We start from the raw sequence: 17969 nt of genomic DNA, 5'->3' as shown, positions 1-17969 counted from the left end.
AGTCGCATGTCTGCTGCTTTTCGTTTGCCACTGGACGTCTTCTACGAGCGCGAAGCCCGTCATCCACGCCAGCGCTTTCTGGTTCAGCCGACAGGGGGCGGCCAGGTCGAGACGCTGACTTGGGCCGACGTCGGTCACCAGGCGCGCTGTGCCGCCCACTGGCTGCGGGCTCGCGAATTGCCGCAAGGCAGCCACATCGCATTGATCTCGAAAAACTGTGCCCACTGGATCATCGCCGACCTGGCGATCTGGATGGCCGGGCATGTCTCGGTGCCGCTGTACCCCAATCTGACCGCCGAATCCGTGGCTCAGGTGCTTGATCATTCTGAAGCTGCACTGGCGTTCATCGGCAAGCTGGATGACTGGCCGGGCATGTCCGTCGGGATTAGGCCTGACCTGCCGACCATCAGCCTGCCGCTGTGCCCGGTGGGCACTTTCAATTTCAGCTGGGCCGACCTGCAACGCAGCTCACCGATTCAGGACGACCCCAAACCCGCCGCCGATCAACTGGCGACCATCATTTACACCTCTGGCACCACGGGCCAGCCCAAAGGCGTGATGCACAGTTTCGGCACGCTGGGATTTGCCACCACCCATGGCACCCGGTTGTTTGGCCTGAATGAGTCGGATCGCCTGCTGTCCTACCTGCCGCTGTGCCATGTCGCCGAGCGGATGTTCGTCGAGCTGGCAGCGATCTACACCGGGCAAACGGTGTTTTTCGCCGAGAGCCTCGACACCTTCCTCACCGATTTGCAGCGTGCCCGACCGACCGCGCTGTTCGGCGTGCCACGCATCTGGACCAAATTCCAGATGGGCGTGTACGGCAAGATCCCGGCAAAACGCCTCGACTTCCTGCTCGGCCTGCCTTTCATCGGCAAACGGGTAGGGCACAAAGTCCTCGCCGGGCTGGGGCTGGACGCTTTGCGCATAGCCTTGTCCGGCGCGGCGCCAGTGCCGCAGACCTTGTTGAACTGGTATCGAAAACTGGGGCTGGACGTGCTGGAGGTGTACGGCATGACCGAAAGTTGCGGTTACTCCCACATCGGCCTGCCCGGCCAAAACAACCCCGGCTGGATCGGCAAGCCATGCCCGGAAGTCGAAGTACGGGTTGAGCCATCAGGTGAAGTGCTGGTGCGCAGCGGCGCGATCATGCTCGGCTATTTCAAGGAGCCTTTGAAAACCGCCGAATCCCTCACCGAGGACGGCTTCCTGCGCACCGGTGACAAGGGCGAGGAAGACGCCGAGGGCAACCTGCGCCTGACCGGGCGCCTGAAGGAAATCTTCAAGACCAGCAAAGGCAAATACGTGGCCCCGGCGCCGATCGAGAATCGTCTGGCGGTGCATTCGCGGATCGAACAAGTGTGCGTGGTCGGCGATGGCTTGAGCGCGCCACTGGGGTTGTGCGTGTTGTCGGCGGTCGGTCAGCAGGACGCCAGCGGGACGGCGAGGGCGGGTTTGCATTCAAGCCTGGAACAACTGCTGGAGGAGGTCAACGGCGTCCTCGACAGGCATGAACGCTTGCATCGGCTGGTGGTGGTCAAGGACAGTTGGGCGGTGGAAAACGGCTTCCTGACACCGACCCTGAAGATCAAGCGCAACATGATTGAAGCGGCTTACGGTGCGCGCTTCGAAGAATGGAGCGCGCGCAGCGAGGCGGTGCTGTGGCAGGATTGAGTCACGAACAACACCAACAAAGGAACGCAACGATGACTCTGTGGCGCACCACTCCCAACATCGAGCAGTTGAACGCTATCCAGAAAAACACCATCGGCGAAGTGCTGGATATTCGCTTCGAAGCCTTCGATGACGAGTCCCTGACCGCGAGCATGGTCATCGACCACCGTACGCACCAGCCTTATGGCTTGCTGCACGGCGGCGCTTCGGTGGTGCTGGCCGAAACCGTTGGCTCGATGGCCAGTTTCCTGTGCATCGACGCCAGCAAGTTTTATTGCGTGGGCCTGGAAATCAACGCCAACCATTTGCGCGGTCTGCGCAGCGGGCGGGTGACGGCGGTGGCCAAGGCGATTCACATCGGGCGCACCACCCATGTCTGGGATATTCGCTTGACCAGTGATGAGGGCAAGGCCAGTTGTGTGTCGCGCCTGACCATGGCGGTGGTGCCGTTGGGGGAGAAACCGCCGGCGCGATGAGTTTCGACATGTTCTGTGTAGCAAGGCGAGGGGCATTCTTGCTCCCCCGCCATAGCCCTGACCCGACTGTCATCATTCCTGTCAGTTACGGTCATTGCTGTGGGACGCCGTCTTACGGACAATCAACGTCTGTTTTTCGCACATGGATCTGCCGGTATGTCGCAACAGATATTTTTCGCCCACGCCAATGGCTTTCCTTCGGGGACCTACAGCAAGTTGTTCGCGGCGCTGGCGCCCGAGTACCAGGTGGCGCATCTGGAGCAGCACGCCCATGACCCGCGTTTTCCGGCGGACGACAACTGGAGCAATCTGGTGGATGAGCTGATTCATCACCTCCAGCAGCAGCCGGAGCCGGTCTGGGGCGTCGGCCACTCTTTCGGCGGCGTGCTGCACCTGCACGCCGCGTTGCGTTGCCCTGAGTTGTATCGCGGCGTGGTCATGCTCGATTCACCGGTGCTGACCCGCACCGATCAATGGGTGATCCGTGCCGCCAAACGCTTCGGTTTCATCGATCGCCTGACCCCGGCCGGTCGCACGTTGGGACGACGGGAAGAGTTCGCCGATCTGGAAGCGGCCCGCCTGTATTTCGCCGGTAAAACCCTGTTTCGTGGCTTCGACCCGGAATGCTTCGAAGCCTATCTTCAACATGGTTTGCAAAAGGTCGGCGACAAGCTGCGCCTGCGTTTCGACCCGGCCACGGAAATCAGCATCTACCGCGGCGTACCGCACACCAGCCCTGGCCGCGCGCGACAGTTGAAAGTGCCGCTGGCAGTAGTTCGCGGGCACAAGAGCCGCGTGGTGATGCGTCATCACGCCCGATCCGTCGGGCGCATGCCGCTGGGCGAGTCCTTGACCCTGCCCGGTGGCCACATGTTTCCCCTCGAACGTCCACAAGACACGGCCACGTTGCTGAAGAACCTGTTCAGTCGCTGGGATGGTCGCCGCCAACAGGATTGCGCATGAACAGCGTCGTCGAAGAAGTTCGCCTGAGCCTGCCGCACATCGAGTTGGCGGCGCACCTGTTCGGTCCCGAGGACGGCTTGCCGGTGATTGCCTTGCACGGCTGGCTGGACAACGCCAACAGCTTTGCCCGGTTGGCGCCGAAGCTCAACGGCTTGCGCATCATCGCGCTGGACATGGCCGGGCACGGTCATTCGGGGCATCGGCCGAACGGCGCCGGTTACGCGCTGTGGGACTACGCCCACGACGTGCTGCAAGTGGCCGAGCAGTTGGGATGGAAACGTTTTGCGCTGCTGGGGCATTCCCTGGGGGCGATCGTCTCGCTGGTGCTGGCCGGGTCGTTGCCGGAGCGGGTGACTCACCTGGCGTTGATCGACGGCATCATTCCTCCTACAGACAAAGGCGAAAACGCCGCCGAACGCATGGGCATGGCCCTGCAGGCGCAGCTGGATCTGCGGGAAAAACGCAAACCGGTCTACAACACCCTCGACCGGGCCATCGAAGCGCGCATGAAAGGCTTGGTGGCGGTCAGTCGCGAAGCTGCTGAACTGCTGGCCCAGCGCGGCTTGATGCCGGTGCCGGGCGGTTATACCTGGCGCACCGACAGCCGCCTGACGCTGCCATCGCCGCTGCGTCTGACCACTGAGCAGGCGATGGCTTTCGTCCAGCGCGTCAGTTGTCCTGCACACTTGGTGGTCGCGGCTGACGGCATGCTCGCCAAACATCCCGAGTTGCTGGAACGTCTACCCTTTAGCCATGAACAGTTGCCTGGCGGCCATCACTTGCACCTCAATGACGAACCCGGTGCCGGTCTTGTCGCAGACTGTTTCAATCGGTTCTTCGCCGTTCCTTGACTTGCGTCGGGCAACTGTCGAGGCTGGGCGGGTTGAAATGGGAGACAACCATGATAGATCTGTACACCGCAGCGACCCCGAATGGCCACAAGGTCTCTATCGTGCTCGAGGAACTCGGCCTGCCCTACACGGTGCATGCCTTGAGTTTCGACAAAAAGGAACAGAAGTCCGAGGAGTTCCTCAAGATCAACCCCAATGGCCGGATTCCGGCGATTGTCGACCGCGCCAATGGCGATTTCGCCGTGTTCGAGTCCGGCGCGATTCTGATTTACCTCGCCGAGATGACCGGCAAACTGCTGCCCCAGGATCCGAAAGGGCGCTCGGTGGTGTTGCAGTGGCTGATGTTCCAGATGGGCGGCATCGGCCCGATGCAGGGCCAGGCCAACGTATTTTTCCGCTACTTCCCGGAAAAGCTCCAGGGCGCCATCGATCGCTATCAACATGAAACCCGACGCTTGTATGAAGTGCTAGACACGCGTCTGCAAACCGTGGAATTCCTGGCGGGCGAGTACAGCATCGCCGATATCGCGACCTTTCCGTGGGTCCGTGGCCATGACTGGTCCGGTGTCTCGGTGGACGGCTTGCCTGCCTTGCAACGCTGGCTGGCCGCCATGGAAGCACGCCCTGCGGTGCAGCGCGGTTTGCGGGTGCCGGAGCGCATCGATGATGCCAGTGTCATCAAGGGTGCCCAGGCCATGTTGATCCGATGAACCTATCCATGCGTTCACTCACTCTGCTGGCGCTGTGCAGTTTCAGTCCCTGGTTATTGGCCGCTGACATTCCTGGCAGTCAGGACCTGCCTATCGTGCCGCGCATAACCGATGCGCAGATCGTCGACTATCGCCCGACGGTGGAACTCGAGCGGATTTACCCGCTGGGTTCGATCCGCAAGATCAGCGGCCAATTGCGTTTCGACGGCCAGGTCACCGCTCGCGGTCAAACCACCTCGGTCACCTACGAATTGCCACCGGAGCACTCCTCCACCGATGCCTTCACCGCCGCCCGCGAAGCCTTGCAGAAGCAGGGCGCCGAGCTGTTGTTCTGGTGTCAGGCCCGGGATTGTGGCGAAAGCAGCCTGTGGGCCAATGAAGTCTTCGGTAACGCCAAGCTCTATGGCGCCGATAATCAGCAGGCTTATTTGCTGCTGCGTCTGGCGGCCCCCCAAGAAAACACCCTGGTGGCGCTTTACAGCATCACTCGCGGTAATCGCAGGGCTTATCTGCACGTCGAACAGTTCGATGCCTCGGCGCCGTTGGGTGATTTGCTGCCGACGTCCGCGACGTTGCTGCGCCAGCTCAAAAGCACCGGGAAACTCGATTTCCCCAAACTCGACGGCGACCCTGACGACACCTGGCTGCGTTTGATTTCCCGAGGCCTGAACCTGGACACCACACTGCGAGTCAGCGTTTCCGGGCCCAGTGCCGAAGCCTGGCGCCAGGCGTTGATCGGCCAGGGCGTGCGCACGGCGCGGATGGAAACCGGCAGCGTCGAAGGCTCTGGCCTGCACTTCGAACTGTTGCGATAAGCTTCATTTGGCGAATGCGTTCTGCGCATTCGCCAATTCTTTGCGGACTGACTTTTTTCGGGATCTTACATGGTCAATAACGATCGGCTGTTGGTGCAGATCCTGCTGCTGGTGCTGTTTGGCGCGAGTTTATGGGTAATGGCGCCGTTCTGGTCGGCGCTGTTCTGGGGGGCGGTGCTGGCGTTTGCCAGTTGGCCGTTGATGCGTCTGTTGACCCGTTGGCTCAATGGTCGTGAATCCCTGGCGGCGCTGTTACTGACGCTTGGCTGGATGCTGCTGGTGGCGGTGCCGCTGGTGTGGCTGGGGTTCAACCTGGCGGATCACGTGCGCGATGCCACGGCGTTCATCAAGGATGTGCAGGTCGATGGTCTGCCTGAAGCGCCGGCCTGGGTTGGCGGTATTCCTTTGGTCGGCGAGCGGCTGGTGGGGATCTGGAACAGCATCGATCAGCAAGGTGCGGCGATGATGCTGGCGATCAAGCCCTATCTGGGTCAGGTTGGTAACTGGTTGCTGGCACGCAGTGCGCAGATTGGCGGCGGGATCCTCGAGTTGACGCTGAGTATCGTGTTTGTGTTCTTTTTCTACCGGGACGGGCCGCGTTTGGCGGTGTTTGTCCATGGGTTGCTGGAGCGGCTGATTGGCGACCGCGCCGGGTATTACATCGAACTGGTGGCGGGCACCGTGCAACGGGTGGTCAACGGGGTGATCGGCACAGCGGCGGCGCAGGCGGTGCTGGCGTTGATCGGCTTCCTGATTGCCGGCGTGCCTGGGGCACTGGTGCTGGGGATCGTGACGTTCTTGCTGAGCCTGATTCCGATGGGGCCGCCGTTGGTGTGGATTCCGGCCACGGCGTGGCTGGCCTGGAAGGGTGAGTACGGAATGGCGGTGTTCCTCGGGATCTGGGGCACGTTCATTATCAGCGGGGTCGACAACGTGCTTAAGCCGTACCTGATCAGCCGGGGCGGGAATTTACCGTTGGTGATTGTGCTGCTCGGGGTGTTTGGCGGGTTGATTGCGTTCGGGTTTATCGGCCTGTTCATCGGCCCGACGTTGTTGGCAGTGGCTTACAGCCTGTTGACCGATTGGAGCAAGAGCCAGGCTCGGGTTGAAGATCGCCGGCCCTAAGTTTTTTGTTGGGTCTTAGGGCCGCGAAGTTTTTTGACTCAGGTCGCTACGTTCAGGTGTTTGCCCACGGTCGCCACGTTGTCGAGCGAATACTGTTTGCTCAGGTTGGCGATCATTTTGTTCAGGGCTTCGGTCACGTTGAACTGATTGGTGGAGCTGTCGGAGTTCTGCTCGCGGCCGGCTTGCAGGACGGCTTTCAGTTCATCGTTGCTGACGCCACCGCTGCTGTCGCTATCGAGTACTTTGAGCAACGCGGCGCTGGTGTCGGTGGCGGTCGATGAAGTGCTGTCGCTCGCCTGCAACGCGCTGCTCAGTTCCGTGGCCGTGACACTGCCATCGCTGTCGGTATCGAGTTGGCTGAACAGCTCTTCGCTGGACATCTGCTGAGGTGGCGGTGGCGGCGGGGTCAGGCTGGCGGCGAGTTCGTCCTGGCTGACGGTGCCGTCTTCATTCTTGTCCAGGGCCGAGAAGATTTTCGAGCTGTCGGCCGTGCTGCCGGCACTGGTCAGGCCATTGCTCAGCTCATCGCTGTTGATGGCGCCGTCGCCGTCTTTGTCCAAAGCGCTGATCAGCGCATCGGCCAGCTCGGTGTTCGGTGCCTGATCGTGCGGCGGTGGCGTCGGAGGGGCCATCGCGGCCATCTCTTCGCTGCTCAGGCTGCCGCTTTTGTCGCTGTCCAGATCGCTGAAGTTCTTGCTCAGGCTGACCAGCAGACCATCGTCGTTTTTCTGCGACAGGGCGCTCTTGAGCTCATCCTGATCCACCGCACCGTCGCTGTTGTTGTCGAGTTTGGCGAGCAGTTCTTTCTGGAATTGCTGGCTACGGGCGCTGTTGGTGGCGGTACTGCTGGTGCTGGTATAGCTCGTGTAGCTGCTGACACTACCGATCATTGTGCTCACTCCTTGGAATGGGAAACCGGTGGGTGCACCGGCTTATGCAGCCTCAAGGGGCAAGTTGTCGTGGGTATGTGGGATTTGTACCGATGGGTACACACAACTTATCCAGTCAGACCCGGATCCTGTGGGTGCGGGCTTAGACGCGGGGCAGGCGGATGACGGCGGTCAGACCACCGCCGGGCGTTTCTTCCAGGCTCAACTGCCCGCCCAAACGCTCCGCGGCTTCCCGGGCGATGGTCATGCCCAGGCCGACGCCGCCGGAGTTGCGATTACGCGAACCTTCCAGGCGAAAGAACGGTTCAAACACCGCTTCACGTTTTTCCGCCGCGATACCCGGGCCATGGTCAATGACCCGGATCACCAGTTGTTCGCGACTGTCCTCAAGCGTGATCAGCGCGTCCCCGGCATAACGCAAGGCGTTGTCCAGCAGGTTGTTGATGCACGAGCGCAAAGCCATCGGTTGAACCTGCAGCGGGGCACAATGGCCGCGGGCCTGGACGTCGGCGCCCTGGTCCTGGGCGTTTTCACTCAGGGACTCCACCAGCGCTTGCACGTCCATCCATTGTGGCGCCTCACTGGTGCGCTGTTCGTGCAGGTAGGTGAGGGTGGAATCGAGCATGCCGATCATGTCGTCCAGGTCCTGACGCATCTGGCCTTGCAGCTTCTCATCGTCGATCTGTTCCAGCCGCAGCTTGAGCCGCGACAGCGGTGTGCGCAGGTCATGGGACACCGCGCCGAGCATGCGCGAACGTTGCTGCATTTGTTCAAGAATGCGTTTCTGCATCAGGTTGAAAGTGTGCGCCGCTTGCCGCGCCTCCCGTGGGCCGGACTCATCCAGCGGCGGACTGTCGAGATTTTCACTCAGGCGCTCGGCGGCGTCGCTCAGGCGTTGAATCGGGCGGGTCAATAGCTTGGCGCCGTACCAGGCGGCGATGATCAGCGAGACAAACTGAAAGGTCAGTGGCACCAGCGGCCCGCCGAACCATGGCCGTGGTGGTCGATTGCCGAAACGCGGGTCCATTGGTGGGGGAGGGCCGTCGAAGCGCTCGGAAAAACCCGGTGGCGGTGGGGGAGGCGGGGGCGGTCCGTAATGTTTGAACCATAAAAAAGCTAACAAGTGCGCCAGTACGATCGCCACCAACAGCACGCCGAACAGGCGGCCGAACAGCGTATCGAAGCGCGCACGCATCAGCTGATGTCTCGTGCGTCGAACAGATAACCCTCACCGCGAACGGTCTTGATCAACTGCGGGGCTTTCGGGTCGTCGCCCAGTTTCTGGCGCAGGCGCGACACCAACAGATCGATGCTGCGATCAAACGCTTCGATCGAGCGACCGCGCGCCGCGTCCAGCAGTTGTTCGCGGCTGAGCACCCGGCGCGGCCGTTCGATGAACACCCAAAGCAAACGGAATTCGGCGTTGGACAGCGGCACCACCAGGCCATCGGCGGCGATCAACTGGCGCAACACGCTGTTCAATCGCCAGTTGTCGAAGCGAATATTCGCACGCTGTTCAGTACGGTCGTCGCGCACCCGACGCAGAATGGTCTGAATCCGCGCAACCAGTTCCCGCGGCTCGAACGGCTTGGCCATGTAGTCGTCGGCGCCCAGCTCCAGGCCGATGATCCGGTCGGTGGGTTCGCAGCGGGCGGTGAGCATCAGAATCGGGATGTCCGATTCGGCGCGCAGCCAGCGGCACAGCGACAAACCATCTTCACCCGGCAGCATCAGATCGAGCACCACCACATCGAAATGCTCGGCTTGCAGCGCCTGACGCATGGCGGCGCCATCAGAGACGCCGCTGGCGTGGATATTGAAACGGGCCAGGTAGTCGATCATCAGTTCGCGGATCGGAACGTCATCGTCGACGATCAGGGCGCGAATGCTCCAGCGTTTGTCATCGGCCGGCGCTTTTTGATCGTCGTTCAGAGGTGCTGGGGAATTGTGCATGCGTGCGTTCATCTGCCAGGTAGGCTGCCAACCACAAAGATAGGCTGCGAGGTTGTGGCTTCAGCATAGGCGTCCGGCCGTGAGGCGGGAAGTGCTGTAGGGCTTGTTGCGGCTGACGAGGGTAGCGTTGAAGGGTGTTGTGGGCGTGTCGTGTGTGTATCGGGCTAGACACAATTGCCGCAGCAGCTAGTCTTGCCTGAGCCGCGACGACGAATTACCGATCATCGGGTCCCGCAGCGGCGCTGGTTCCGCTACAATGCGCGCCGATTTCGACTTGCCTGAGAGCCCACTCATGTCCGCCTGCCAGACGCCTATCATCGTCGCCCTGGATTTCCCCACCCGTGACGCCGCACTGAAGCTGGCCGATCAACTGGACCCGAAACTGTGCCGGGTCAAAGTCGGTAAAGAACTGTTTACCAGTTGCGCTTCGGAAATCGTCGGCACCTTGCGCGACAAGGGTTTCGAAGTGTTCCTGGACCTCAAGTTCCACGACATTCCGAACACCACCGCCATGGCCGTCAAGGCGGCTGCGGAAATGGGCGTATGGATGGTCAATGTGCACTGCTCCGGCGGCCTGCGCATGATGGCCGCCTGCCGCGAAGTGCTCGATCAGCGCAGCGGCCCGAAACCGCTGTTGATCGGCGTGACCGTGCTGACCAGCATGGAGCGTGAGGATCTGGCGGGTATTGGCCTGGACATCGAGCCGCAGGAGCAGGTGCTGCGCCTGGCCGCGCTGGCGGAAAAGGCCGGGATGGACGGTCTGGTCTGCTCGGCCCAGGAAGCCCAGGCCTTGAAAGCCGCCCACCCGTCGTTGCAACTGGTGACGCCGGGGATTCGTCCGGCGGGCAGTGCCCTGGACGATCAGCGCCGCATCCTGACGCCGCGTCAGGCGCTGGATGCCGGTTCCGATTACCTGGTGATCGGCCGTCCGATCAGCCAGGCGGCGGATCCGGCCAAGGCGTTGGCGGCGGTCGTCGCAGAAATCGCTTAAGCGCCGATTCGCGGGCAAGCCTCGCTCCTGTAGGAGCGAGCGGTGCGGCGATCCGACTTGCCCGCGAAGCTTTTATACCTTCAACACCAACTTCCCGAAATTCTCGCCGCTGAACAACTTCATCAGCGTCTCCGGGAATGTTTCCAGTCCCTCGACGATGTCTTCCTTGCTCTTGAGCTGCCCCTTGGCCATCCAGCCGGCCATTTCCTGCCCGGCAGCGGCGAACTGTGCGGCGTAATCCATCACCACGAAGCCTTCCATCCGCGCGCGGTTGACCAGCAAGGCCAGGTAGTTGGCCGGGCCTTTGACCGCTTCCTTGTTGTTGTACTGGCTGATGGCACCGCAAATCACCACCCGTGCCTTCATGTTCAGGCGGCTCAGCACGGCGTCGAGAATATCGCCGCCGACGTTATCGAAATACACGTCGACGCCTTTCGGGCATTCACGCTTGAGGCCGGCGATCACGTCTTCGTTCTTGTAATCGATGGCACCGTCAAAACCCAGCTCATCGATCAGGAACTTGCACTTGTCCGCGCCGCCGGCGATGCCGACCACCCGGCAACCTTTGATCTTGGCGATTTGCCCGGCGATGCTGCCCACCGCACCGGCCGCGCCCGACAACACCACGGTGTCGCCGGCTTTCGGCGCGCCGACATCGAGCAGGGCGAAGTAGGCGGTCATTCCGGTCATGCCCAGCGCGGATAAATAACGCGGCAGCGGCGCCAGTTTCGGATCGACCTTGTAGAAACCTCGCGGCTCGCCAAGGAAGTAATCCTGCACACCCAAGGCACCGTTGACGTAGTCCCCCACGGCAAAGCCCGGATTGTTCGAGGCGATGACTTTGCCTACGCCCAATGCACGCATCACTTCACCAATGCCGACCGGAGGGATGTAGGACTTGCCCTCGTTCATCCAGCCACGCATGGCCGGGTCCAGGGACAGGTATTCGTTCTTGACCAGGATCTGACCTGCCGCAGGCTCACCGACTGGTACTTCTTGATAGGTGAACGTCTCGCGGGTAGCTGGCCCCACGGGACGTTTGGCGAGCAGGAACTGGCGATTGGTCTGGGTAGTCATGACAGGCACTCAAGATGAATGAAGCCTTGTTGATAGACCTTCATGGACGATGCTGCAAGGTTGGCTGACACGGCGAATGCACATCGATCCAGTGCAGTGATAGTCAGGGCGGCCGTTCCATCACTGCCACTCATGGGTGCCCAACCGGCCTTCTGATAGTGCTGCCGTGGCATCGGCCCCTGTGGCTAGACTGGGAACTCGCGATCCCCACATTCTTGCCTTCGAGGACATAACAATGAGCATGACGTTTTCCGGCCAGGTCGCCGTTGTGACGGGCGCGGCCAATGGGATTGGCCGCGCAACCGCTTTGGCGTTCGCCGCCGAAGGGTTGAAAGTGGTGGTGGCCGATCTGGACGTGGCCGGTGGTGAAAGCTCTGTGGCGCTGATTCGCGCTGCCGGCGGTGACGCGACCTTCGTGCGCTGCAATGTCACTGTGGAAAGCGATGTAAAAAATCTGATGGACGAGGTCGTGAATGCCTACGGCCGTCTCGACTATGCCTTCAACAATGCCGGCATCGAAATCGAGAAAGGCAAACTGGCCGAGGGCACGCTCGATGAGTTCGACGCGATCATGGGCGTCAACGTCAAAGGCGTCTGGCTGTGCATGAAGTACCAGTTGCCATTGCTGCTGGCCCAGGGCGGCGGCGCGATCGTCAATACCGCTTCGGTCGCCGGCCTGGGGGCTGCGCCGAAGATGAGCATCTACGCCGCCTCCAAACATGCGGTGATCGGCCTGACCAAATCGGCGGCCATCGAATACGCCAAGAAAAAGATTCGCGTGAATGCGGTGTGCCCGGCGGTGATCGACACCGATATGTTCCGTCGGGCCTATGAAGCGGACCCGAAGAAGGGCGAGTTCGCCAATGCCATGCACCCGGTCGGACGTATCGGCAAGGTCGAGGAGATTGCCAGCGCGGTGCTGTACCTGTGCAGCGACGGCGCGGCGTTCACCACCGGTCATTCGCTGGCGGTGGATGGTGGGGTCACGGCGTTTTAATCAGGCGTTTCGATATACCTGCTTTTGTGGCGAGGGAGCTTGCTCACGCTGGGCTGCGTAGCGGCCCCAAAAATCTGACAACCATTGCCGGTTTTTGTGAGTGCTACGCACTCAAGCGGGAGCAAGCTCCCTCGCCACAGGTTTCTCAGCATTACGCACACTGCCATCGGTTCCGTGAAAACACCGGGCATTGTGTTTCAAATGGTTAGAACCGACGGTTTTGGCGGTTTTGTCGCACATCTTGTCGAGCGCTCCTGTGATTAACTGTTTTCCGCAAAACAGACAGGAGTTTGCTTGCTCATGGAGTTGAGAATCGATCGACAGGCATTGGTGCCGGTCGTGCAGCAAATCGTCGACGCGATGGCCGACTGGCTCCATCGTGGCGAGGTGTCGCCGGGGACACGTTTGCCTTCCGTGCGGCAAATCGCGCGGATCAATCTGCTCAGCCAATCCAGTGTTGTCGAGGCCTGTGAACGGTTAGTGGCCCAAGGTGTGCTGGCCACGCGTAGCGGGGCGGGTTTCTTTGTCGCGGCAACGGCGCTTGCCGCTCACGGGCAACGGGATTTTTCCTGGTTCGAGGGGGTTGAGCAGCAGAGTGGCGTCGCGGGCGATCTGAAGCTGGGTTGCGGCGGATTACCCGAAAGCTGGCGCGAGACTGACGACCTGAGCTATGCCATACGCCAGGTCAGCCGCACCGATATGGCCGGTTTGTTCAACTACAGCACACCGCTGGGCCTGCTTGCCCTGCGCCAACAGATCCTCAAACGACTGAAGCAGCTGGATATCGCGGTGGATGAAAGTCGAATCCTCACCACGGCGGGTGCCAGTCATGGGCTCGACCTGATCGTGCGCACGTTGTTCAAACCGGGCGATTGCGTGGTGGTGGAGAACCCCGGTTATTCGATGCTGTTCGATTTGCTCAGGCTGCACGGGGTCAGCATGATCGAAGTCCCACGAACGCCTCACGGACCCGACACCGAAGCACTCCAGGCACTGTTGCTGAAATACAAACCCCGTGGCTTGTTCATCAACAGCTTTTATCACAACCCCACCGGCAGCAGTTTGACCTTGGGCGTGGCTCGGCAGGTAATGCAGCTGGCCAGAAAGCATGGCGTACTGGTGATCGAAGACGACGTCTATGCGGATTTGTACCGCGGTCCCGGGACGCGTCTTGCGGCACTGGGTATCGATGACAACGTGATCTACGTCGGCAGCTACTCCAAAACCCTCAGCAGTTCGTTGCGGGTCGGCTTTGTCGTGGCGGGTGCCGACGTCATTGCGCGACTGGCCGAGGTCAAGATGATCAGCAGCATGGGTGCTTCACGGTTCAGCGAATCGGTGCTGGCTTCTTTATTGGCCAGTGGTGCCTATCGCAAATTGGTGCAGCGTCAGCGCCAGCGTTTAAGCACCGACAGGGACGCGGCCTTGCAGGTGCTTGAAGACGCGGAATGGGAGGTTTTCGGCAAACCCGCAGGTGGCCTGTTCATCTGGGCGCGATCGCGCAAGGCCGACGCCGTTCAGGTGCAGGTTCAGGCGCGACGCTTCGGCATCCGTCTGTCATGCGCAACGGCATTCAGCCCCACCGGCGAGGCTCATGACTGGCAGCGCATCAACGTTGCCTATGCCTGTGATCCTCGTGCTCGGGCATTTTTTCAGGCTACCGCCAGGGTCTGTTGACGTTTGGTGGCGAGCCGCGTTGCGATGCCAACGTGCGCGAGGCAAGGCGCGGGATGCCGCCAATGGTTGTTCCCTTGGCAAATCCCGCAACGCAGCCTCGCGCACGTTGGCGCGCAACCCGAAGGGACGGAGCCAACGTTGCGCAGGGCTGCGTTGCTCGGAACTTATTTGGAACAACCAAACCACGTTCCTCGCGCCTTGCCCTGCGCAACGTTGGCATCCGTCGCGGTCGTCACCAAACGTCAACAGACCCTGAGGATCGACCTCAAGCGTTCTGAAAACGACGCTGGCGTAGCTTTTGGCCATTATTCCGACGCCAGAGACTTGTGTTGGCACAAGCCCGTTGCGAATCTGCATCAACAGATAATGGCAGGGGACTAAGCGCAATGATTTCGGCCGTGCAAGGACGTTTTGCCAACCTCGGTATGGCGAAAAAACTGGGTGTCGGGTTTGTACTGGTGCTGCTGTTGACAGCCCTGGTGGCGGCCATTGGCGTATGGTCCCTGCAAACCATCAGTCATCGCTTCGACGGGCTCAAGCAGATGTCGTCGCTCAACAGCGGTTTGCTCAAGGTGCGTCTGCTTGAGCAGGACTACGTCTTGCGCGGCGACCCGAAAACCGTGGAAGCCTTGCACGCGGGGGTGGACGCGTTGATCGCGCTGGCGACCGAGCTCAAGGCTCAGTCCGCAGCCAACGTGCCGGTCATGAATGACGTCGAACAGTCTCTGGGGGCTTATCGCAAAGCCTTTGACGAGTTCGTCTCGCTGAGTCAGGCCAAGGACCTGGCGCTGGAAATGGCCAGTTGGTCGGTGTCCAGTGTGGCCAATAACCTGGATGTGCTGCAGTCCGGGCTTAGCGATGATGGCGCCTATGCCTTGAAGGAGTCCGAGGGCAAGGACGGTGCGCAATTCATCGAGCAGGCGAATCAGGTCAGCCAGGTCTCGCGACTGATGTTGCAGGCCATGAACGAAGCGCACGTACGTCTGGATCAGAGCCGCAAGGGCGACGACAGTGCCGGGCAGGGCAAGATCGAGCAAGCCGACCAGGCGCTGGCCCAGGCCGAACAGTTGAAAGCTACCGTAAAGGATGAGGGTTACCAGACGGTCCTCAATGAAGTGTCGGGTCATATCGGCAGTTTCACTGAAAAACTCGCCGAGTACACCAGGCTGTTGGCGCAGGAAAAGACCGTCTCCGAGCAACTCCACCAGCGCGCCGCGCAAGTGGTGGAGCGGGTGGATCAGGCCTACGTTGCCGAAGACCGGTCGATGCAGGCAGAGCTGAAAAAGAACTCGCTGTTGATCATCGGCTCCTCGGCACTGGCCTTGCTGGTCGGGCTGATTGCCGCGTGGGTGATTACCCGGTTGATCGTCGCACCGCTGCGCAGCGTGATCCGTGTCGCCCAGCAGATCGCCGCGGGCGATTTGAGCGCGACGATTGAGGTGACCCGCCGTGACGAGATCGGCCAGTTGATGCAAGCCATGCAGCAAATGGGCGCGGGGCTCAGCAGCATTGTCAGTGGTTTGCAGGCCGGTATCGAACAGCTGGCAAGCTCTGCGCAATCGCTGTCGGCGGTGACCGAGCAGACCAACCTTGAAGTCAGCAGCCAGAAAGAAGAAACCGAGCAGGTCGCCACTGCGATGAACCAGATGACCGCCACGGTGCACGATGTGGCACGTAACGCGGAGGAGGCCGCCCAGGCGGCGCAGACGGCCGACGGCAAGGTCGAAAGCGGTCAGCAGGTGGTGCGTCAGAGCATGGCGCGAATTGAGCAACTGGCGGACTCGGCCACCTCGGCCAGCTCCAGCATCGAAAGCCTCAGTGCAGAAATCCAGAACATCGGCACGGTGCTCAGCGTGATCAAAAGCGTTGCCGAGCAGACCAACCTGTTGGCGCTCAATGCGGCCATCGAGGCGGCGCGTGCCGGCGAGCAGGGCCGGGGCTTTGCGGTGGTGGCCGATGAGGTTCGGGCGCTGGCCAGGCGAACCCAGCAATCGACCGAGGAAATCGAACGCCTGGTCAGTGCCTTGCGCACGGCGGCGCAATCGTCGGTGCAGCAGATTCAGAGCAGTGGCGAGTTGGTGAAGCTGGCGGTGAGCGATGCGTTGCAGACCGAAAGTGCATTGGGGAGTATTGCGGCGGCGGTGTCGCTGATTCAGCAGATGAACCAGCAGATAGCAGCGGCTGCGGAGGAGCAGAGCTCGGTGGCCGAGGAGATCAATCGCAGTGTCACGAGCATTCGCGCCAGTGCGGATCAGTCTTCATTGGCGATGCAGGGCAATGCGGCGTCGAGTATTGAACTGGCGCAGTTGGGGAGTGAGTTGAGGGGGATGGTGGGGCATTTCAAGCTGTAGCAGCTGCCGAAGGCCCGGGCTGTGTCCGGATGATCTATTGACTCTGGCGGGCATCAATCCCAACGCAAAAAAAAAAGCCACCTGACCCGGTGGCTTTTCAGCATTTGCATGATCAGTCGTAGATCACTTTCTTCTTCCAGTCGGCATCAGCCTCGACGTCTTTGAGCCCTTCAGTCAGTTGGTTCACTTCGCCTTCAACCGGGGCGATCTTGTCCATGACCTGGTCGTTGGCGCGGGCCAGGAGTTTTTCCAGGTACTCGAGTTGTTCGCTGTAGACCTGGGGCTCCGGCTGTTTGCGCAGGTATTGCACGCCTCGTTCGAAGGCCAGTCGGGCCTGACCTGGCTGGTTCTGTTGCAGGGAATGCTGACCAAGGTTGTTGAAGAATTCGATGTGCAGCAGGACCAGGATGTGGCGGACCTCGCGGATCCAGTGCTTGGCTTCGTTGGTCGGCAGGTAGCCGTCCTGTGCGGCACGGGTGATCTGGCCATGCAGGGCTTCGAGCAGGAAGCGCACGTCTTTGGCCTTGGCTTCGGTCTGGATCGGTGCCGGCGGGTTGTTGACCGGGATCGATTCGCCTTGGGCAACCAAGGCACTCAGCTCGGTAATCCGTGGCTTGAGCGTGGGGCTGGTTTTTTCCAGGTTGAGCAGGCGCTGGCAGACGTTCAGTTCCAGACGGGTCAATAGCAACTTGAGCGCGGGTGTCATGAACTGACCGGGAAAGGTCTCGGTGATTTCGCCGCAGCGACGCAGGCGGTCGTTGAGTTCAACCTTGGTGCGGGCTTTTTCCAGCTTATTGTTTTCCACCACATGGTTCATGTAGCCAATGGCGATCAATAGTGCGATCCCGGCTACGACTAGCAGGGTGATCATGAGTGGTGTCACCGGTAAGACCTCTTTATGGGGTTCGCGTTCGAGTCGAGTGTAGTTGGCTTGGCATATGGGCGCATAGGGTTGCTCGACGAGTGAATCGGCTATAGCTCTTCTTATATCGGCCGCAATGCCGCTTCTATAAGTAAATAGCGTGCGAGGTGCACATTGCCATCATCTCGGCATGGACTATAGCGTCTTGGTGGATGCCAGAATATAGGCGCCAAAGGTCAGGCGACACAAAAGCCTGAATCGCTGCCAAAAGCAGGGCGAAGTCATTGATTTAAATAAATTTATATCTGGGGGTTGACGACCCCTCAATCCATCCATAGAATGCGCGCCACTTACAGCGTAAAGCACACAGCGAAACGCGGTAGGGAGTGAATGTTGTACGTGTGTCCCCTTCGTCTAGTGGCCTAGGACACCGCCCTTTCACGGCGGTAACAGGGGTTCGAGTCCCCTAGGGGACGCCAATGCGGGAATAGCTCAGTTGGTAGAGCACGACCTTGCCAAGGTCGGGGTCGCGAGTTCGAGTCTCGTTTCCCGCTCCA

General features: G+C 60.7%; 16 protein-coding genes, 2 tRNA genes and 1 pseudogene. 14 read left to right on the top strand and 5 right to left on the bottom strand.

The genetic code is table 11. From position 1 onward, the window contains the following. Positions 1-6: 6 nt before the first annotated feature. The 7 genes from AC07V0_RS25425 to AC07V0_RS25395 all read left to right on the top strand — a co-directional run bounded on the left by AC07V0_RS25425 (position 7) and on the right by AC07V0_RS25395 (position 6614). The gene (locus AC07V0_RS25425) at positions 7-1674 is read left to right on the top strand and encodes an AMP-binding protein (RefSeq protein ID WP_192350863.1); all 1668 of its coding nucleotides are present in this window, start codon (positions 7-9) and stop codon (positions 1672-1674) included. A 32-nt stretch (positions 1675-1706) separates the two neighbouring features. Continuing rightward, complete coding sequence (locus AC07V0_RS25420; protein WP_019581216.1) at positions 1707-2150, top strand: hotdog fold thioesterase; 444 nt, start codon at positions 1707-1709, stop codon at positions 2148-2150. 156 nt (positions 2151-2306) lie between these two features. After that, positions 2307-3113: an alpha/beta fold hydrolase gene (locus tag AC07V0_RS25415; RefSeq protein WP_192350865.1), complete on the top strand. Its 807-nt coding sequence runs from the start codon at positions 2307-2309 to the stop codon at positions 3111-3113. Beyond that, on the top strand, positions 3110-3964 hold the full coding sequence (locus tag AC07V0_RS25410) for an alpha/beta hydrolase (protein WP_192350867.1): 855 nt from the start codon (positions 3110-3112) through the stop codon (positions 3962-3964). Before AC07V0_RS25415 ends, AC07V0_RS25410 begins: the two co-directional genes overlap by 4 nt. A 50-nt stretch (positions 3965-4014) precedes the next feature. Then, positions 4015-4674 carry a glutathione S-transferase family protein gene (locus AC07V0_RS25405; protein ID WP_018926274.1) on the top strand — a complete coding sequence of 220 codons (660 nt, stop codon included), beginning with the start codon at positions 4015-4017 and terminating at the stop codon, positions 4672-4674. Between the two features lie 8 nt (positions 4675-4682). Continuing rightward, a complete protein-coding gene (locus AC07V0_RS25400; RefSeq protein WP_018926273.1) occupies positions 4683-5489 on the top strand; it encodes a DUF4892 domain-containing protein in 807 nt (268 codons plus the stop codon). Positions 5490-5558: 69 nt separating this feature from the next. Then, positions 5559-6614, top strand: a complete 1056-nt coding sequence (locus AC07V0_RS25395) for an AI-2E family transporter (protein ID WP_018926272.1) — start codon at positions 5559-5561, stop codon at positions 6612-6614. A gap of 38 nt (positions 6615-6652) precedes the next feature. Here the strand turns inward: AC07V0_RS25395 and xopAW are convergent, their stop codons facing one another. The 3 genes from xopAW to AC07V0_RS25380 form a co-directional block, all read right to left on the bottom strand. Next, a complete protein-coding gene (gene xopAW, locus AC07V0_RS25390) occupies positions 6653-7504 on the bottom strand; it encodes a XopAW family type III secretion system calcium-binding effector (protein ID WP_192350869.1) in 852 nt (283 codons plus the stop codon). A 142-nt stretch (positions 7505-7646) separates the two neighbouring features. Further along, a complete protein-coding gene (locus tag AC07V0_RS25385; protein ID WP_018926270.1) occupies positions 7647-8699 on the bottom strand; it encodes a sensor histidine kinase in 1053 nt (350 codons plus the stop codon). Further along, the gene (locus AC07V0_RS25380; protein WP_019581208.1) at positions 8699-9457 is read right to left on the bottom strand and encodes a response regulator; all 759 of its coding nucleotides are present in this window, start codon (positions 9455-9457) and stop codon (positions 8699-8701) included. Before AC07V0_RS25380 ends, AC07V0_RS25385 begins: the two co-directional genes overlap by 1 nt. A 292-nt stretch (positions 9458-9749) precedes the next feature. Between AC07V0_RS25380 and pyrF the strand changes: the two genes are divergently transcribed. Continuing rightward, positions 9750-10448, top strand: a complete 699-nt coding sequence (gene pyrF, locus AC07V0_RS25375; protein ID WP_167331181.1) for an orotidine-5'-phosphate decarboxylase — start codon at positions 9750-9752, stop codon at positions 10446-10448. Between the two features lie 72 nt (positions 10449-10520). Here pyrF and AC07V0_RS25370 read toward each other — a convergent pair whose 3' ends face one another. After that, positions 10521-11525 carry an NADP-dependent oxidoreductase gene (locus AC07V0_RS25370; RefSeq protein ID WP_018926267.1) on the bottom strand — a complete coding sequence of 335 codons (1005 nt, stop codon included), beginning with the start codon at positions 11523-11525 and terminating at the stop codon, positions 10521-10523. A gap of 235 nt (positions 11526-11760) precedes the next feature. Between AC07V0_RS25370 and AC07V0_RS25365 the strand changes: the two genes are divergently transcribed. The 4 genes and pseudogenes from AC07V0_RS25365 (at position 11761) to AC07V0_RS25350 (ending at position 16550) form a co-directional block, all read left to right on the top strand. Continuing rightward, entirely contained in the window at positions 11761-12522 is a 762-nt protein-coding gene (locus tag AC07V0_RS25365) for an SDR family oxidoreductase (RefSeq protein ID WP_138866982.1), read from the top strand. A gap of 300 nt (positions 12523-12822) precedes the next feature. Further along, positions 12823-14199, top strand: coding sequence for an aminotransferase-like domain-containing protein (locus AC07V0_RS25360; protein WP_111455156.1), 1377 nt, complete (start codon positions 12823-12825; stop codon positions 14197-14199). Between the two features lie 386 nt (positions 14200-14585). Beyond that, a pseudogene (locus AC07V0_RS25355) lies at positions 14586-15689 on the top strand (HAMP domain-containing protein); the annotation flags it as partial. Continuing rightward, complete coding sequence (locus tag AC07V0_RS25350; RefSeq protein ID WP_495020049.1) at positions 15669-16550, top strand: methyl-accepting chemotaxis protein; 882 nt, start codon at positions 15669-15671, stop codon at positions 16548-16550. The pseudogene AC07V0_RS25355 and the gene AC07V0_RS25350, both read left to right, overlap by 21 nt. A 112-nt stretch (positions 16551-16662) precedes the next feature. Here AC07V0_RS25350 and AC07V0_RS25345 read toward each other — a convergent pair whose 3' ends face one another. Next, on the bottom strand, positions 16663-17421 hold the full coding sequence (locus AC07V0_RS25345) for a hypothetical protein (protein WP_064616541.1): 759 nt from the start codon (positions 17419-17421) through the stop codon (positions 16663-16665). 394 nt (positions 17422-17815) lie between these two features. On the opposite strand from AC07V0_RS25345, the gene AC07V0_RS25340 reads away from it, so the two are divergent. Both AC07V0_RS25340 and AC07V0_RS25335 read left to right on the top strand, forming a co-directional pair. After that, a tRNA-Glu gene (locus tag AC07V0_RS25340) sits at positions 17816-17891 on the top strand. A gap of 2 nt (positions 17892-17893) precedes the next feature. Continuing rightward, positions 17894-17969 (top strand) — tRNA-Gly (locus AC07V0_RS25335).

The organism is Pseudomonas sp. GW821-FHT01E10 (assembly GCF_059422365.1).
The sequence above is the reverse complement of the archived record's forward strand: the minus strand, read 5'-3'. Positions and strand labels throughout refer to the sequence as shown.

Coding starts and splice junctions, on each gene's coding strand:
- AC07V0_RS25370 (WP_018926267.1), bottom strand. CDS start 11,525: ATGACTACCCAGACCAATCGCCAGTTCCTGCTCGCCAAACGTCCCGTG.
- AC07V0_RS25345 (WP_064616541.1), bottom strand. CDS start 17,421: ATGATCACCCTGCTAGTCGTAGCCGGGATCGCACTATTGATCGCCATT.
- AC07V0_RS25360 (WP_111455156.1), top strand. CDS start 12,823: ATGGAGTTGAGAATCGATCGACAGGCATTGGTGCCGGTCGTGCAGCAA.
- AC07V0_RS25395 (WP_018926272.1), top strand. CDS start 5,559: ATGGTCAATAACGATCGGCTGTTGGTGCAGATCCTGCTGCTGGTGCTG.
- AC07V0_RS25420 (WP_019581216.1), top strand. CDS start 1,707: ATGACTCTGTGGCGCACCACTCCCAACATCGAGCAGTTGAACGCTATC.
- pyrF (WP_167331181.1), top strand. CDS start 9,750: ATGTCCGCCTGCCAGACGCCTATCATCGTCGCCCTGGATTTCCCCACC.
- AC07V0_RS25415 (WP_192350865.1), top strand. CDS start 2,307: ATGTCGCAACAGATATTTTTCGCCCACGCCAATGGCTTTCCTTCGGGG.
- AC07V0_RS25365 (WP_138866982.1), top strand. CDS start 11,761: ATGAGCATGACGTTTTCCGGCCAGGTCGCCGTTGTGACGGGCGCGGCC.
- AC07V0_RS25380 (WP_019581208.1), bottom strand. CDS start 9,457: ATGCACAATTCCCCAGCACCTCTGAACGACGATCAAAAAGCGCCGGCC.
- AC07V0_RS25385 (WP_018926270.1), bottom strand. CDS start 8,699: ATGCGTGCGCGCTTCGATACGCTGTTCGGCCGCCTGTTCGGCGTGCTG.
- AC07V0_RS25425 (WP_192350863.1), top strand. CDS start 7: ATGTCTGCTGCTTTTCGTTTGCCACTGGACGTCTTCTACGAGCGCGAA.
- AC07V0_RS25350 (WP_495020049.1), top strand. CDS start 15,669: ATGCAAGCCATGCAGCAAATGGGCGCGGGGCTCAGCAGCATTGTCAGT.
- AC07V0_RS25410 (WP_192350867.1), top strand. CDS start 3,110: ATGAACAGCGTCGTCGAAGAAGTTCGCCTGAGCCTGCCGCACATCGAG.
- AC07V0_RS25405 (WP_018926274.1), top strand. CDS start 4,015: ATGATAGATCTGTACACCGCAGCGACCCCGAATGGCCACAAGGTCTCT.
- xopAW (WP_192350869.1), bottom strand. CDS start 7,504: ATGATCGGTAGTGTCAGCAGCTACACGAGCTATACCAGCACCAGCAGT.
- AC07V0_RS25400 (WP_018926273.1), top strand. CDS start 4,683: ATGCGTTCACTCACTCTGCTGGCGCTGTGCAGTTTCAGTCCCTGGTTA.